The organism is Microbacterium sp. bgisy189, assembly GCF_965345345.1.
GTDB lineage: Bacteria > Actinomycetota > Actinomycetes > Actinomycetales > Microbacteriaceae > Microbacterium.
Map to the genome: position 1 here is coordinate 1 of NZ_CBDRMZ010000009.1, position 15795 is coordinate 15795.

Here is a 15795-nt window from a genome sequence, read left to right on the forward strand (position 1 = left end):
AGACGACGACTGATCGCATCCGGATGCCGCATTCGGCATACTCGGAGGCGATGAACGGACAAGGATCGTCTGCACTGCGGCGACGCATCGCGCGTATCCGCGAATCGATGGACGCGCGGCTGTGGCCGGTGCCCCTTACCGCGGTCATCGGCGGGGTGCTCATCGGCATCGCCCTGCCGGCCATGGATCGCATCGTCGATCCCACCCTGCCGACATGGGTCTCTGCGGCCGTCTTCGGCGGCGGGGTGGATGCCGCGCGTACCGTGCTCTCGGCGATCGCCGGATCGCTCATCACGGCGGCATCCCTCACCTTCTCGCTCACCGTCGTCGCGTTGCAGCTCGCGACGAGTCAGGGCTCGCCTCGGCTGCTGCGCATGTTCGCCGCCGATCGCATGGTGCACGCCACACTGGCCGTGTTCCTGGGCACGTTCGCGTATGCGATCACCGTGCTGCGGACGGTCGACGACGCGACTGAGCAGCGCGAGGCGTTCGTGCCGCGCGTGTCGATGACCGTGGCTTCGGTGCTCACCCTCGCCAGCATCGTGCTGCTCACGCTCTTCCTCGCACACCTCGCCAGGCAATTGCGCGTCGAGACGATGATGCGCGATGTTCACCGCGAGGCGTCGGCGACGATGTCGCGGATGGGGGAGGCCTTCGCCGTCAGCGAGACGGGCGTGCCCGAACGTCCGGTGAACGTGCGTGTCGTCGTGGCGCCGGCTTCCGGGTTCCTCACCGGTGTCGACCGCGATCGGCTGATGTCGGTCGCCGCATCGGATGACCTCGTCGTCCGCGAATTGCGGGTGGTGGGGGAGAACGTCATCGAGAAGACGCCGCTCGTCGAATGGTGGCCGCGTCGCGAGGACAGCGAACTGGATGTCGCAGGCATCGCCGAACGGTTGGCATCCGCCTTCTCCTCGGGGTACGAACGAACGGCTGCACAAGACGTCGGGTTCGGGCTTCGCCAGCTCGTCGACATCGCGGTCAAGGCGCTCTCGCCGGGCGTGAACGATCCGACGACGGCGGTGCACGCGCTCGGACACATCTCCGCCGTGCTGGGCGACCTCTCCGAGATCGACGACCCGCCCGCCGCATACGCGGATGCCGATGGTATTGCCCGGCTCCTTCCGAGGGGCGGCGGGTTCACACTGCACGTCGACATCGGACTCGGTCAGATCCGGCGCTACGGCAACGGCGATCCGGAGGTGATGGCTCGGCTCCTCGGGGTGCTCGACGACCTCGCCTGGCGGGTGCACGACCAACGACAGCGGGCGGTTATCGCGTCCCAACTGGAGCGCACCGAGCGCACGCTCGCCAATGCGACCTACGACGAGGTCGAGCGCGCACGGTTCCGGGCGTTGGCAGACGGGGTGCGCGGCCGGCTCGATCTGGACCGCACAGCAGCCGCTTCGCAGCCCGCTCCTGGCTGAGCGGCCGTTCCTATGGATCGGCGCGCGCCGGGTGTCGCACGCAACGCAGTAACCTCGTGCGCTTAGGCTCATCTGGTCATGATCCGGTTCGAACACGTCACAAAGCGCTACCGCGGGACGAGCAAGCCGGCCCTGAGCGACGTCGGATTCGAGGTGCAGCGCGGCGAGTTCGTGTTCCTCGTCGGCGCCTCAGGGTCTGGCAAGTCCTCGTGCCTGCGACTGATTCTGCGCGAAGACACGCCCACCGAGGGCAAGGTCGTCGTCCTCGGCCGCGACCTGCGCACCCTCTCCACCCGCAAGGTGCCGTACTTTCGGCGCCACATCGGGTCCGTGTTCCAGGACTTCCGGCTGCTGCCGAACAAGACCGTGTTCCAGAACGTCGCCTTCACGCTCCAGGTGATCGGGTCATCACGCGGTTTCATCCAACAGGCGGTCCCCGAAGTGCTCGCACTCGTGGGGCTCGAAGGCAAGGAGAAGCGGCTTCCACACGAGCTGTCCGGTGGTGAGCAGCAGCGAGTCGCGATCGCGCGTGCACTCGCGAACCGCCCCCAGGTCCTCCTCGCCGACGAGCCGACCGGAAACCTCGACCCGGCAACGTCTGTCGACATCATGCAACTGCTGGCGCGGATCAACGCGGCGGGCACCACGGTCCTGATGGCGACCCACGAAGCGTCGTTCGTCGACCAGATGCAGCGCCGTGTCATCGAACTGCGCGGCGGCGTCATGGTGCGTGACGACCGTCACGGTGGCTACGGCGACACCTCGTCGATTCCGCGTCTGGCTCCCGCGTCGGAACGCGGTGCCGCTGCGACGGCCGCACTCACGGCGGTTCTCGAGCTCCAGCGCGAGATCGCGCAGGGCGCCGGTGACCCGGCTGCCGCCGCCGCGGCGGCTGCTGCGATCCCGACTGCCGTCCCCGTGGCGACTCCCGATCCGGTCCCCGACGGAATGTCCGTGTCGACACCGGCGCCCGAGCAGCACGAGCCGGCATCCTCATCCGTGCCCGCCACCGCCGCACCCGAGGTGACGACACCACAGCCGGGGGCTGACCCGCATCCCGGTACCAGGCCCATCGCGATCAATGCACCGGAGGTCGACCTCGGTGCGCTGGGGCTCGACGGCCCGGGTGTCGCTGATCGTCTCGGGCTCGCCGCTCATGACGAGAACGAAGACGAAGTGGGGCCGACCTCGTGAGGGCCGGGCTGATCCTCGGCGAAGCGCTGTCCGGCCTGCGTCGCAATGCCTCCATGGTGATCTCGGTCGTGCTCGTCACGTTCGTCTCGCTCACGTTCGTCGGCGCCGCGATGCTCATGCAGATGCAGATCGTGAAGATGCGGGACTTCTGGGTGGATCGCGCCCAAGTGGCCATCTCGATGTGTCGCGAGGATTCCGCGACGACGAACTGCACCAACGGTGCTGCGACGGTCGAACAACTCGACGCGGTCAGCGAGCGACTCGAGAGCGACGCGCTCGAAGAGGTCGTGCGCAGTGTGCGATTCGAGTCGGCGCAGGAGGCGTACGACAACGTCCTCGAGCTCTACGGCGAAGAGTATTCGGAGTTCATCACACCCGAGCAGTTGGGCGAGACGTTCCGCGTGAATCTCGTCGACCCGACGAAATCGGACGTCCTCGTCGAAGCCTTCACGAACGAAGAAGGCGTCGAATCGGTCACCGATCAGATGCAATACCTCGAACCGCTCTTCGCCGCACTCACGATCGCCACCTACATCGCCGTCGGCATCGCAGGGCTCATGCTGATCGCTGCCGTCCTGCTCATCGCGACAACGATTCGACTGTCCGCCTATGCGCGTCGAAAAGAGCTCGGCATCATGCGGTTGGTCGGTGCCTCGAACAGATTTATCCAGACGCCGTTCATCCTCGAGGGCGTTTTCGCGGCATTCATCGGCTCGCTGCTCGCGGGCGGCGCGATCGTGCTCGGCGTTCAGTTCGGCGTGCAACGGTATCTGCGTGACAGGGTCGACTTCGTCACGAGCTGGGTCAACCTCGGCGATGTGGCGATCGTGCTCCCGACCATCATCGGCATCGGTCTGCTCCTCGCCGCGCTGTCGGCGGGCTTTGCGATTCGGCGCTGGCTGCGCGCCTGATCCGCTGCGTCGGCTAGACTGAACGGCTGCCGCGCGGCCAGATCGGGTCGAGGGTGCGGCGAGATCGAGGAGTCATCATGCCCAGGGAACGCGGCGAGAAGGTCGTCGCGACCAACCGTCGCGCGCGCCACGACTACGCCATCGAGAAGACGTACGAGGCAGGTCTCGTGCTCACCGGCACCGAGGTGAAGTCGCTGCGTCAGGGACGCGCGAACCTGACCGACGGTTACGCCTACATCAAGGACGGCGAAGCCTTCCTCGACGCCGTGCACATCCCCGAGTACTCGCAGGGGCACTGGACGAATCATTCGGCCAAGCGCATCCGAAAGCTACTGCTCCACAAAGACGAGATCGTGAAGCTCAGCCACGCCGTGGCCGCCGGTGGCTACACCCTGGTGCCGTTGAAGCTCTACTTCTCGGACGGGCGGGCGAAGGTCGAGATCGCGGTCGCGAAGGGCAAGCGCGAGTTCGAGAAGCGCCAGACGATTCGCGAACGTGAAGACAAGCGTGAAGCCGAGCGGGCGATGCGCTCCCGCAACCGGCTGGGGGAGTAGCCTCAGACCGCGCGGAAGCGCGCCTCGACCGTCGCAGTGATGACGATGTCGTCGGGGTGGAAGTCGACCGCCGGCGCGCCGCCGTCGAACGCCATCTCGGCCTTCGCTGCACGCAGCATCGCCGGATGCGTCGGTTCGCTGCCGCCCAGCATCCCGACGTCGGCGATCTCGATCGGCCGGACGGTGCTGCGACCGATCGCTGTCGCGTACGCCGTCGCCCGCTCGACGGCGACGGCGACCGCCGACGTCGCGACCTCGCGTTCCGTGCGTGCGCGTACCTCGGGCGTGAGCTGCCACGCGACATGGCCGATCTGCACTCCGTCCTGCTCGGCGAGGGCGTTGATCCAGCCGGAGAGGGCGATCGTGTCGGTGAACGTGGCGGTGAATTCGACGGACGCGTAATGCACGGGTGGCAATTGCTCCCCGGCGTCGTTCCACGGCCGCTGGGCCCAGACGCTCACACGCTGACTGTTCCACTCCGAGACGGCACCGGCTTCGCGTCGCACGCCGAGTCCGGCGCGCACGGGCTCCGCCAGGGCCGCGATGCGTTCGACCACCGCGCCGCGCTCGGGCCCGTCAGCGGCGACCGTGATGTGGGCTCTGGCCTGCTCGGGCGCCACCCGCCGTTCGCTCTCGCCCCGGACGGTGATGATGACCTCGTCGCTCATGCTCGGGAGCCTACGGGGAATGGCAGTCTGCCCGCATCCGTTGTAGGCTGTAATGCTCGGGTACGAAAGTTCCCGAGGACAACTCCACAGCGTGACAGTGGCCCACTGCCGTCAGGCGCACGGGGATGATCGGTTTCGACATCGCCTGTGTAACTGCGGGAAGCGGGCCGAGGATGCAGAGTTATCTCGTGAACGCCCTCTGCAAAACTATAGTTGCCGATGCAAAGCGCAACGACTTCGCCCTCGCCGCTTGAGCGAGCCCGATAGTCCGTCAGACCGTGGCTGATTCCGACACGGATCCTGGCGTCATCTAGGAATCTTGCTGGGTGGCGGCGTCTGGACGCCACCCGGGACTCTTCCCAGACTGGGCTCGTCGACTTAGGTGTCTGTGACAAAGGTCGGAGCCGAGCAGAACGTCTCCACAGACTGCGCCCGGAGAAGACGCAGTATCCCAGCGATGGACGGGGGTTCGATTCCCCCCATCTCCACGACGCCGCTGTCACGCGAACGAGTCGACAGGCCGCCCCTCGGGGCGGCCTGTTCCGTTTCGGGGCGCCCGGTCAGAGCGCGGGCTGCTCGATGAGCACGAGGTTGGCCTTCCAGTCGGCCAGGGTGACCCAGCCGTCGCCGAAGCGGTACGTGAACCCGTAGCCGTCGTCGTCCACGGTCAGCGGGTTGGGCTCGGTGACGAGCACGCCGTCGGCATCCTCTTCGCGCTTCCATCCTTCGGCGACAAGCTCCGCCTCGATCGCGGCGGCATCGTCGGCAGCGACCGGCGCCCACGCCAGCACCATCATGTCGTTGCTCTCGACGCTGAAATCGGCCCACATGCAGCGGATGCCGCCGGGCATCTCCCGCTCGCCGATGAGGAACGGCTCCTCCTTCGGCGTCCACCCCGCCTCGGTGAAGGTGGCAACCGTCTCCGGCAGCACGAGCGTCTCGCACGTGACGTCCTCAGCCGGCACCGCGGTCTCGGTGGGCTCGGGCGTCGATGCGGGGGCCTCGCCGGCCGGGGTCTCGACAGGTGCCTGCGGCGTCGGGTCCTGTGCAGCGGGCGCGTCGGCGGGCGAGCAGCTGACTGTGAGCAGGGCGAGCGCGGTGACGGCGGCGGCGACGACGGTGCGTGCCGGGCGAGGGAAAGGCATCGGGGTCCTCGTCATCAGGTGGTCGGACCGATCACGTCGAGGAACGCGTCGTGCAGGATACCGTTGGTTGCCAGCGAGGAGCGGGAGTCGAGCGAGTCGGCGCCGTCGATGTCGGTGAACCGTCCGCCCGCCTCCATCACGATCGGCACGTGCGCTGCGATGTCGTACGCCTGCACGCCGAACTCTGCGACGAACTCGAGACGCCCTTCGGCAAGCAGCATGTAGGGCCACGCATCGCCGTAGCCTCGGTCGCGCCAGACCGCGCGGGTCAGGCGGAGCAGGTCTTCGCTGCGGCCGACTTCATCCCACTGCGCGATCGACTGGAAGCTCACCGACGAGGCCGCGACATCGTCGACCCCAGACACGTGCAGGCGTCGCGGCTCGCCGGTCGGGGTGTTCGTCCACGCGCCGAGTCCGGTGGCGCCCCACCAGCGGCGACCGATCGCCGGCTGGCTGACGACGCCGACGCGGGGCACGCCGTCGATTGCGAGGGCGATCAAGGTCGACCACATCGGAATGCCCTTGAGGTAATTGGCCGTGCCGTCGATGGGATCGATGATCCACTGGCGTGCAACGTCTCCCGAGGTTCCGAACTCTTCGCCGTGGATGCCGTCGGCCGGACGCTCGGCGACGAGGATGTCGCGGATCGCGCGCTCCGTGGCGAGGTCAGCCTCGGTCACGGGTGACTGATCGGCCTTGAGGTCGATGTTCAGATCGGGTGCGTCGAAGCGCGCCATCGCGACGCGATCGGCCGCATCGGCGAGCCGAAGCGCGAGGGCCAGGTCCTCCGTGAGGTCGTCGTCGAAGGGCGTGCGCCAGGACGTCGGCGTGGTGGGGGAGGTCACACCGTCAAGGATAGTTCGCGACGGGGGCCTCGATTGGCGTGAGTCGGCATCGGGATGGTAACGTTGACCCTCGGTTCGTCTCGCGGCAGAACCGATGCACCTCTAGCTCAATCGGCAGAGCAACTGACTCTTAATCAGTGGGTTCTGGGTTCGAGTCCCAGGGGGTGCACAGACCGGGAAGCCCCGGCGCGAACATGTTCGCGCCGGGGCTTCTTCGTGTCATGTGCGGGCCGCTCCTCGTCGGTAACGGTTGCGACACGGGGGTCCATGCCGTTTGACACGAGGTGCCCTGCGCTCCATGATTGCATTACCTGAATCGGGTTTCAGGTTTCCTTCCAACGGTGAAAGGCATCGACATGCGGGTTACGAAGAAGTTGCTCCTGGGGGCGGTCGCCACGACCGCCGCGTTCGCCCTTGCGGCGTGCGCTCCCGGAACCACGGGTGGCAACGGTGATGGTGGCGAGGGCGATGGCAATGCGCCCAGCGAGATCACCGTCGGCGTCATCACGAGCGAGACCGGTCCGCTGGCCAGCTACGGTGAGCAGTACCTCGACGGGTTCAAGGCAGGGCTCGACTACGCCACCGACGGCACGGGTGAGGTCGACGGCACGACGATCAACGTCGAGTACCGTGACGACACCGGCGACCCCGACACGGCGGTCAACATCGCCAAGGAGCTCATCGGCGACGGTGTGACCATCCTTGCCGGCAGCGCCTCCTCGGGTGTCGCCCTTGCGGTGGCCGAGCAGGCTGCACAGAACCAGGTGCTGTTCCTCTCTGGGCCGGCTGCGGCCGACGCGATCACCGGCATCAACGAGTACACGTTCCGTACCGGTCGTCAGTCCGCGCAGGACGTCGCGACCGCCGGGACCTTCCTCGATGACATCGAAGGGCAGAAGGTCGTCGTGTTCGCGCAGAACAACGCGTTCGGTCAGGGCAACCAGGCCGCCGTCGAGGCGATCCTCGGCGCACAGGGTGCAGAGGTCGAGCCGGTGCTCGTTGCAGAAGACGTCACCGAGTTCACGCCGTTCGCGCAGCAGGTGCTGGCGGCCGACCCCGATCTCGTGTTCGTCGCGTGGGCCGGTGCTACCTCCGGCGCGATGTGGCAGGCGATGAGCCAGCAGGGCGTGCTGGATGACATCCCGGTCGTGACGGGTCTCGGCGATGCGGCGACGTTCGGTGCGTACGGTGAGGCGTCGGAGCAGATCAGCTTTCTCAACCACTACTTCGCGGGTGCACCGGACAACGACGTGAACACGGCGATGGTCGAGGCGGTCGAAGGTGCCGGCGGGACGCCCGACCTGTTCACTCCCGACGGCTTCAACGCGGCGATCATGCTCGTGCAGGCCATCTCGGAGGGCGATGGCGACGTGGATGCCATGATCGCCGCACTCGAGGGGTTCAGCTTCGACGGGCCCAAGGGCAGCCTGACCGTGCGTGAGGGTGACCACGCGCTGCTGCAGGAGATGTACCAGGTGCGTCTGGTCGCCGACGGCAGCGGCTTCGTGCCGGAACTGATCGAGACCGTTCCCGCCGACGCAGTTGCACCGGCCGAGGCCGGCTGATCCCGGCACCTCCACCGACCCGAGGAGCACTCACCCGATGAGCACCCCTGTCCCGTCCGCGCTGACGATCGAAGGCCTCGGCCTGCAGATCGGCGGCGCCACCATCCTCCATGATGTCGACCTCGACATCGCGCCCGGCTCCCTGGTCGGCGTGATCGGGCCCAACGGTGCCGGAAAGACCACGCTGTTCAACGTGATCTCCGGTGTCGCGTCACCCACGTCGGGTCGCATCCAGATGCACGGTGAGGACATCACCCGCACGTCCGTGTCGCAGCGGGCGCGGGCGGGACTGGGGCGCACCTTTCAGACCTCGAGTCTGTTCCCGCGATTGAGCGTGCTCGAGAACGTGCGGCTCGCCGCGCAAGTCGCCCTCGGCGGCAACTATTCACTGCTGCGATTTCCGCGTCGCACGGATGCCGCCACCGGGTTGGCTCTCGAGAAGCTGACGCTCGTCGGGCTCACCCACAAGCTCGACACACCCGCCGGCGACATCTCGCACGGCGACAAGCGAAAGCTCGAGATCGCGGTGCTGCTGGCCACCGACGCCTCGGTCGTGCTGCTCGACGAACCGATGGCGGGCGTCGCGTCGGGGGATGTCGCGGGACTCGTCGACAACATCCGCGAGATGCAGCGCGAAAAGCAGTGCACCGTGCTGATGGTGGAACACCACATCGACGTGCTCATGGGGCTCGTCGAGAAGGTCGCCGTCATGTACTCGGGATCGATCATCGCGTTCGACACCCCCGAGAACGTCATGGCCAACCCGCTCGTGCAGAGTGCCTACTTGGGAACGGCAGCATGAGCGCGGCGACCACCGCATCCCCGATCCTGGAGGTGGAGGAGCTGTCCGCCTCGATCGCCGGTCAGCAGGTCGTCGAGTCGGTCAGCTTCACGGTGCCCGCCACCGGCATCACCGCCGTCCTCGGCCGCAACGGTGTCGGCAAGACCTCGACGCTGCGCGGCATCCTCGGGCTGATCCAGCGACGCGGGCGCGTCACCTTGGCGGGGGAGCGCATCGACCACCTGTCGACCCACAAGGTCGTCCAGCGCGGTGTCGGGTACGTTCCCGAAGACCGTGAAGTGTTCGCCAAGCTCACCGTCGCCGAGAACCTCGCACTCGCCGAGCGCTCCAAGCACCCGCGGCGCGATTTCGTCGCGGAACTGTTCCCCGACCTCGTGAAGCGTCGCGGGCAGATGGCCGGCACGCTCTCCGGCGGCCAGCAGCAGATGGTGTCGGTCGCCCGCGCCCTGCTGAACGAGAACGTCCTGCTGCTCGTCGACGAACCCACGAAGGGCCTCGCCCCCAAGATCGTCGACGAAGTCGCTGCCGCCCTCCAGGAAGCGTCGAAGACCGTGCCGATCCTGCTCGTCGAACAGAACCTCGAAGTCGTCAAGCGATTGGCCGCGGATGCCGTCGTGATCGCCGGCGGTCGTGTCGTGCACACCGGCACCGCCCGCGGCATCCTCGATGACGAGGCGCTCACGATGCGCCTGCTCGGCGTCAGCGCGGAGGTGCACTCGTGAACCTCGAACCGCTCGTCCTCATCCTCATCACCGGCGTCGGACTCGGCGCGCTGTACTTCCTGGTGGCCTCCGGACTCAGCCTCATCTATGGCCTCATGCACGTGCTGAACTTCGCGCACGGCGCGTTCCTCACCCTCAGCGCCTTCATCGGATGGCAGGTCGCGCAGGCGCTCGGCACGGCGTCGTGGGGATCGTTCCTGATCTCGATCCTCGTCGGCGCCGTCGTCGGCGCGCTGTTCGCGACGGTCACCGAACTCGTGCTCATCCGTCCCCTCTACGAACGGCACATCGAGCAGGTGCTCGTCACCGTCGGCCTCTCGTTCGCTGCGATCGCGCTCTTCGAAGGCATCTGGGGCACCGACGTGATCAACATCTCGGGGCCGGCGTGGCTCAAGGGCACGACCCCCGTGCTCGGCGCCAGCATCCCGAACATCTACTGGCTGCTGATGGCCGCCGCGGTCATCGTGCTCGGTGCGATCGTGCTGTTCCTGCGCAAGACCCGCTACGGCATGATCATCCGCGCCGGTGTCGAGAACCGGGCGATGGTCACGGCGCTCGGCATCGATGTGCGCCGAAGCTTCACGATCGTCTTCGCGATCGGCGGTGCCGCTGCCGGCATCGGCGGCGTGCTCGCAATGCACTGGAACACGTTCGTGTCCGCCCACATGGGCTCGACGCTGCTCATCTTCGCGTTCATCGTGACCGTGATCGGCGGGCTCGGCTCACTCACGGGAGCGGCGATCGCCGCCGTGATCGTCGCGGTGCTGCAGCAGTTCGCCAACTACTACCTGGGCGGCACGGGCGACTTCATCGTGGTCGCACTGCTCGCCATCGTCCTGCTGGTGCGACCCACCGGCCTCATGGGGAGGGCAGCATGACCGTCACCACCGGCGTCCCGACGCTCGTTCCCGGCCGCAAGGGCGCCTACCTGCCCTTCGTCGTCGGTGCAGGGCTCGTCGTGCTCATGGCCGTGCTGCCACTGCTGAACATCTCGATCCCCGGCATCCTGCCCGGCGCCACCTACACGCCCGGCAGCCTGTCGCTCATGTCGCTGTGCATGGTGTTCGCAGCGCTCGCACTGTCGTACAACCTGCTGCTCGGTACGAGCGGGATGCTCTCGTTCGGCCACGCACTGTACTTCGGCGCCGGCGCATACGGCCTGGGCATCGCCCTGAAGTACCTCGGTGTGCCCCTGTGGCCCGGCGTGCTCATCGCGCTGGTCGGCGGCCTGTTGATCGCCCTGTTCACCGGGTCGATCGCGATGCGCGTCTCCGGCATCCCGTTCGCAATGGTCACCCTCGCCTTCGCGCAGGCCGGTTCGGTGCTGGTGCGACGCAACCAGCAGGTCACCGGCGGCGAAGAGGGGATGCGGCTGCCCACCGAGCATGTTCCCGACTGGCTCATCGGCGTCATCAACACCCGGAACCTCTACTGGTTCGCGCTCGTCGTCGTGGTGATCGTCTACCTCGTCGTGCTGTGGGTGGACCGCTCGCGTCTCGGCCACCTCGCCGAGGCCACGCGGGAGAACGAGCTGCGCGTGCGGGTGCTCGGTCTGCATCCGTACGCGGCACGGCTGATCGTCTTCACGGTCGCCGCCGGGTGCGCCTCGCTCGCCGGCATCGCCTACATGCTGCTGCAGTCGGGCACGCAGCCGAGCTCGGTCGGGGCCGATCTGACGATCACGGTGCTCGTGATGGTCGTGCTCGGTGGCGTCGGGTTCCGCTGGGGTGCCATTCTCGGAGGCGTGCTCTACACGATCCTCGACCAGCGCCTGACGGTGCTCGCGCGTTCGGAGTGGATCGATTCGCTGCCGGCCTGGCTGCACATCCCGCTGTCGGAGCCGCTGTTCCTCCTCGGCGTCCTGTTCATCCTCGTCGTCATGTTCCTTCCCGGTGGCATCGCGGGAACGATCGACACCTGGGTCAGGCGTCGCCGAGGCGAGCGCACGCGCACCCAACTGCGCACGCTCGACGATGCGGGCAGCACGGCCGAGGCCGGAGAAGGTGCCGGAGAGGTCGCGGCGCGCACATGAACGAACTGCTGCCCGAGCGCGACGGTGCGCACACGGTCGGCCGATGGCTCTCCGACCGCGCCGCGGCATCGCCCGCGCGCATCGCGATCGACGATCGCGGCGTGACGATCGCGTACGGCCGGCTCGACGAGCGTGTTCGCGAGCTGTCGGCGCGGCTGCGACGTGCGGGGTACGGTCCGGGGGACCGCATCGCGACCGTGTCGGGCAACTCGATCGACCACGTCGTTGCCTTCTTCGCGGCGGCACGCGTGGGTGCCGCGTTCGTCCCGCTGTCGTGGCGGCTCACCGCGAAGGAACTGTCCGGGATGCTGGCGCGGACGGCTCCCGAACTCGTGCTCGTCGAAGACGAGTACGTTGCGCTCGCCTCCGAGGCGCTCGACCTGCTCGCCGAGCGCCCGCCGGTGGCATCGCTCGGCACGACAGGGGTCGAGCAGACCGTGCCGCGCCGCACGACTGCACCCGCACCCTGCCGTGCGGTCCGCGACGACGACGCGCTGCTCGTGATCTTCACGTCGGGCAGCGAGGCCGAGCCCAAGGGCGTCGTCCTCACCCACGCGAACTGCTTCTGGAACAACCTCGCCCTCGCCGGAGCGCTGCCGCTGACCGCTGACGACGTCGTGCTCTCGATGCTCCCGCAGTTCCACGTCGCCGCCTGGAACGTGCAACCGCTCCTCGCGTGGTGGACGGGTGCGACGGTCGTCCTCGAACGGGGCTTCCAGCCTTCACGCGTCCTCCAGCTCATCGAGGACCGCGGCGTGACCGCGATGATGGGGGTCCCCACCCAGTACCGGCTGCTCGCCGACGATCCTCGCTTCGACGCGGCCGCCCTCGGCTCGCTGCGCGTCGGTCTCGTGGGCGGTGCGACGCTGCCCGATGACGTGGCCGAGACATGGCAGGCGCACGGCGTGGATCTCGTGCAGGGGTACGGGTTGACGGAAGCCTCGCCCAACGTGCTGTGGCTCGCCGCTGACGAGGCCCGCCGGCATCCCGGCGCGGTCGGCCGGCCCTACCCGGGGGTCGACGTCTGCCTCGCCGACCCCGAGACCGGACTCGTGCTGGAGGGCGCGGCGACGGGGGAGTTGTGGGTGCGCGGTCCGAGCGTGTTCGCCGGGTACCTCGACGATCCCGCAGCCACGGCGCGCGTCTTCGCCGGAGAGTGGCTTCGCACAGGCGACATCGTCGAGCGCACCGCCGACGGATGCCACCGCATCGTCGACCGCATGAAGGACATTTACATTTCCGGTGGCGAGAACGTCGCGCCGGCCGAGGTCGAGGCGGCGCTCATGCGGCACCCGAACGTCGCAGAGGCGGCCGTCGTCGGCGTCCCCGATCCGGTGTGGGGCGAGCGGGGGGTCGCGTTCATCGTGCCGATTCCGGGCGCCTTGGTCGGCGAGGACGAACTGCTCGCCCATGCTCGTGCGGAGCTCGCGGGCTACAAGGTGCCGGTGAAGATCGCGCTGGTGTCCGAATTGCCGCGCTCGACGATCGACAAGCTCGCCCGCTCACGCCTGCGCGAACGGGCCATCGCACTCGTGCACGCGGCGTCGACCGTCGCACACGAGCCGCACGCGCACGAAGAACAGGGGGTCGCGCATGAGCAGCATTGACGTGGGTGGAGTGGTCGAGGCAGTCGGCGCCACCTCGACATCGGGCCGCCCGCTCACAAAACGCGGTGAGGCGACGCGGCGCAGGCTCCTGGAGGCAGCAGAGGTGGTCTTCGCCGATCTGGGATACCACGAGGCGTCCATCGTCAAGATCACCGAGCGCGCGGGCATCGGCCTCGGCACGTTCTACCTGTACTTCGACGGCAAGCAGCAGATCTTCGAAGAGCTCGTCATCGACCTGAACCGTCGCGTGCGGCATTCGATGGCAGAGGCGATGGCGGGCGCAACCGACCGCATCGCCGCCGAGCGTGCGGGCTTCGAGGGGTTCTTCCGCTTCACCGCCGCCCACCCCGCCCTCTACCGGGTCGTGCGTGAAGCCGAGTTCGTCTCGCCCGAAACGCTCCGGCTGCACTACACGCGGATCGTCGAGGGGTATGAGGCGGGACTGCGTGCCGCACAGCATGTCGGCGACGTCGATGTCGCCCTCGACCCAGAAGTCACCGCCTGGGCACTCATGGGCGCGGGTGAGCTGATCGGCATGCGCTACGTCCTCTGGGAGCGCGACGACGAGGGCAACGCGCCGATCCAGATGCCCACCGAGATCATCGACCACACCATGCGATTCATCCGCAACGCCCTCGAGGCTCGCGGACAGGGCCAGGCGCCCGGGGAGGAAGGCCAGGATGGCTGAGCACGATCTGCAGGGCAAGCGCGCCCTCGTCACCGGCGGCGCGAGCGGCATCGGTCTCGCGTGCGTGCACGAGTTCGCGTCGCGCGGGGCGCATGTCACCGTCGCTGACTTCAACGGGGATGCGGCGCACGCCGTCGCCGCAGAGGTCGGGGGAGAGGCGTGGGTCGTCGACCTGAGCGACACGGCTGTCCAGGAACGACTCGAGCTCGAGACCGACATCCTCGTCAACAACGCGGGCATCCAGACCGTGGCGCCGATCCACGAGTTCGACCCTGAACGGTTCCGCTTCATGCACCGCCTCATGGTCGAATCCCCCTTCCTGCTGGTGCGCGCCGCGTTGCCCGGCATGTACGAGCGCGGATGGGGTCGCATCATCAACATCTGCAGCGCGCACGGACTGCGGGCAAGTCCCTTCAAGGTCGCCTACGTGACGGCGAAGCACGCGATGGAGGGGCTGTCGAAAGTAACGGCGCTCGAGGGCGGCCCGCACGGCGTCACGAGCAACTGCATCAACCCGGCTTACGTGCGCACGCCGCTCGTCGAGAAGCAGATCGCTGACCAGGCGGTCGTCCACGGGATCCCCGAAAGCGAGGTCGTCGAGAAGATCATGCTGACCGAAACGGCGATCAAACGGCTCATCGAGCCCGAAGAGGTGGGCTCGCTCGCGGGGTGGCTCGCATCGGATGCCGCGGGCATGGTGACCGGCGCGAGCTACACCATGGACGGCGGATGGACCGCGCGGTGACGGGGCACACCTATCGCACCGTCGACGTTCCGGTGGCGGGCGGCGACCTGCGGGTCGCGATCTGGAATCCTGAGCACGTCGAAGATGCACCGACCCTCGTCGCGATCCACGGAGTGACCTCCTCGCACCTCGCATGGCAGTGGGTCGCGGAGGCGATGCCGGGCGTGCGGATCGTCGCACCAGACCTTCGCGGGCGCGGCCGCAGCAACGAGCTCGAGGGCCCGGCCGGCATGGCGGCCCACGCGGAAGACCTCGCGGCGGTGTTCGCCCACTTGGAACTCGATCCGACCGTGATCGTCGGGCACTCCATGGGAGCGTTCGTCGCGGTCGTCTTCGCCCACCGTCACCCCGACCTCGTCACGAGACTCCTGCTGGTCGACGGCGGGCTGCCGCTCGCCGCTCCTGCCGGGCTCTCGGCCGATGAGCTGGTCGCCGCGATCCTCGGCCCCACCGCCGAACGGCTCGGAATGCGTTTCGCCGACACCGGCGAGTACCTCGCCTTCTGGGACGGGCACCCCGCGTTCGAGGGCCCCCCGTCGCCCGCGCTCGAACGGTACTTCGCGTACGACCTCGTGCCCGACGGCGACCTGCTGCGCCCCGCGACGAGCTACGAGACGACCGCCGAAGACACCGTCGACCTCAACACCGGTACCGCGCTCACGCAGGCCCTGGCCGTCCTTCCCGCCGGGACGGCCTTCATCACGGTGCCGCGCGGGTTGCAGAACGAAGCGCCGGGACTGTACCCGCCGGCCCATCTCGAGGGCCTCCTCGAGACCCACCAGCAGGTCGAGCATGAACGCTGGGAAGGCCTGAACCACTACTCGGTCGTCATGGCGCCCCAGGGGGCGCACGCGGTCGCAGCCCGCATCCGCTCCCTCCTCGACTGAAGC

General features: G+C 68.0%; 16 protein-coding genes, 1 tRNA gene and 1 other RNA gene. 15 read left to right on the forward strand and 3 right to left on the reverse strand.

Features of this window, described 5'->3' with window-relative positions; all coding sequences use genetic code 11:
- The 4 genes from ACSF8R_RS11475 to smpB form a co-directional block, all read left to right on the forward strand.
- Positions 1 to 1427 (forward strand): DUF2254 domain-containing protein (locus ACSF8R_RS11475; protein ID WP_434812014.1); only part of this gene is annotated, 1427 nt, incomplete at its 5' end.
- 78 nt (positions 1428 to 1505) lie between these two features.
- Positions 1506 to 2621, forward strand: coding sequence for a cell division ATP-binding protein FtsE (ftsE, locus tag ACSF8R_RS11480; RefSeq protein ID WP_434812015.1), 1116 nt, complete (start codon positions 1506 to 1508; stop codon positions 2619 to 2621).
- Complete coding sequence (gene ftsX, locus ACSF8R_RS11485; protein ID WP_434812016.1) at positions 2618 to 3532, forward strand: permease-like cell division protein FtsX; 915 nt, start codon at positions 2618 to 2620, stop codon at positions 3530 to 3532. Before ftsE ends, ftsX begins: the two co-directional genes overlap by 4 nt.
- 77 nt (positions 3533 to 3609) lie before the next feature.
- A complete protein-coding gene (gene smpB, locus ACSF8R_RS11490; RefSeq protein WP_434812017.1) occupies positions 3610 to 4086 on the forward strand; it encodes an SsrA-binding protein SmpB in 477 nt (158 codons plus the stop codon).
- Between the two features lie 2 nt (positions 4087 to 4088).
- On the opposite strand, the gene ACSF8R_RS11495 is transcribed toward smpB, so the two are convergent.
- Entirely contained in the window at positions 4089 to 4754 is a 666-nt protein-coding gene (locus ACSF8R_RS11495) for an SIMPL domain-containing protein (protein ID WP_434812018.1), read from the reverse strand.
- A 121-nt stretch (positions 4755 to 4875) separates the two neighbouring features.
- On the opposite strand from ACSF8R_RS11495, the gene ssrA reads away from it, so the two are divergent.
- Positions 4876 to 5245, forward strand: a transfer-messenger RNA (tmRNA) gene (ssrA, locus tag ACSF8R_RS11500).
- A 69-nt stretch (positions 5246 to 5314) separates the two neighbouring features.
- Here the strand turns inward: ssrA and ACSF8R_RS11505 are convergent.
- Both ACSF8R_RS11505 and ACSF8R_RS11510 read right to left on the reverse strand, forming a co-directional pair.
- Positions 5315 to 5899 (reverse strand): hypothetical protein, encoded by a 585-nt coding sequence (locus tag ACSF8R_RS11505; protein ID WP_434812019.1) that lies wholly within the window; start codon positions 5897 to 5899, stop codon positions 5315 to 5317.
- A 14-nt stretch (positions 5900 to 5913) separates the two neighbouring features.
- Positions 5914 to 6744 carry an inositol monophosphatase family protein gene (locus ACSF8R_RS11510; protein WP_434812020.1) on the reverse strand — a complete coding sequence of 277 codons (831 nt, stop codon included), beginning with the start codon at positions 6742 to 6744 and terminating at the stop codon, positions 5914 to 5916.
- A 96-nt stretch (positions 6745 to 6840) separates the two neighbouring features.
- On the opposite strand from ACSF8R_RS11510, the gene ACSF8R_RS11515 reads away from it, so the two are divergent.
- From ACSF8R_RS11515 to ACSF8R_RS11560, 10 genes are all read left to right on the forward strand, one after another.
- Positions 6841 to 6913: transfer RNA gene (locus tag ACSF8R_RS11515), tRNA-Lys, on the forward strand.
- 187 nt (positions 6914 to 7100) lie between these two features.
- A complete protein-coding gene (locus ACSF8R_RS11520) occupies positions 7101 to 8309 on the forward strand; it encodes a substrate-binding domain-containing protein (protein WP_434812130.1) in 1209 nt (402 codons plus the stop codon).
- A gap of 37 nt (positions 8310 to 8346) precedes the next feature.
- Positions 8347 to 9111, forward strand: coding sequence for an ABC transporter ATP-binding protein (locus tag ACSF8R_RS11525; protein WP_434812021.1), 765 nt, complete (start codon positions 8347 to 8349; stop codon positions 9109 to 9111).
- A complete protein-coding gene (locus ACSF8R_RS11530; protein WP_434812022.1) occupies positions 9108 to 9833 on the forward strand; it encodes an ABC transporter ATP-binding protein in 726 nt (241 codons plus the stop codon). Before ACSF8R_RS11525 ends, ACSF8R_RS11530 begins: the two co-directional genes overlap by 4 nt.
- Positions 9830 to 10711: a branched-chain amino acid ABC transporter permease gene (locus tag ACSF8R_RS11535; protein ID WP_434812023.1), complete on the forward strand. Its 882-nt coding sequence runs from the start codon at positions 9830 to 9832 to the stop codon at positions 10709 to 10711. The genes ACSF8R_RS11530 and ACSF8R_RS11535 overlap by 4 nt, the downstream gene beginning before the upstream one ends.
- Positions 10708 to 11865 (forward strand): branched-chain amino acid ABC transporter permease, encoded by a 1158-nt coding sequence (locus ACSF8R_RS11540; RefSeq protein WP_434812024.1) that lies wholly within the window; start codon positions 10708 to 10710, stop codon positions 11863 to 11865. The genes ACSF8R_RS11535 and ACSF8R_RS11540 overlap by 4 nt, the downstream gene beginning before the upstream one ends.
- Positions 11862 to 13472, forward strand: coding sequence for a class I adenylate-forming enzyme family protein (locus ACSF8R_RS11545; protein WP_434812025.1), 1611 nt, complete (start codon positions 11862 to 11864; stop codon positions 13470 to 13472). The genes ACSF8R_RS11540 and ACSF8R_RS11545 overlap by 4 nt, the downstream gene beginning before the upstream one ends.
- Positions 13459 to 14160, forward strand: a complete 702-nt coding sequence (locus tag ACSF8R_RS11550; protein ID WP_434812026.1) for a TetR/AcrR family transcriptional regulator — start codon at positions 13459 to 13461, stop codon at positions 14158 to 14160. Before ACSF8R_RS11545 ends, ACSF8R_RS11550 begins: the two co-directional genes overlap by 14 nt.
- Positions 14153 to 14905 carry a 3-hydroxybutyrate dehydrogenase gene (locus ACSF8R_RS11555; RefSeq protein WP_434812027.1) on the forward strand — a complete coding sequence of 251 codons (753 nt, stop codon included), beginning with the start codon at positions 14153 to 14155 and terminating at the stop codon, positions 14903 to 14905. The genes ACSF8R_RS11550 and ACSF8R_RS11555 overlap by 8 nt, the downstream gene beginning before the upstream one ends.
- Complete coding sequence (locus tag ACSF8R_RS11560) at positions 14902 to 15792, forward strand: alpha/beta hydrolase (RefSeq protein WP_434812028.1); 891 nt, start codon at positions 14902 to 14904, stop codon at positions 15790 to 15792. The genes ACSF8R_RS11555 and ACSF8R_RS11560 overlap by 4 nt, the downstream gene beginning before the upstream one ends.
- Positions 15793 to 15795 lie beyond the last annotated feature (3 nt).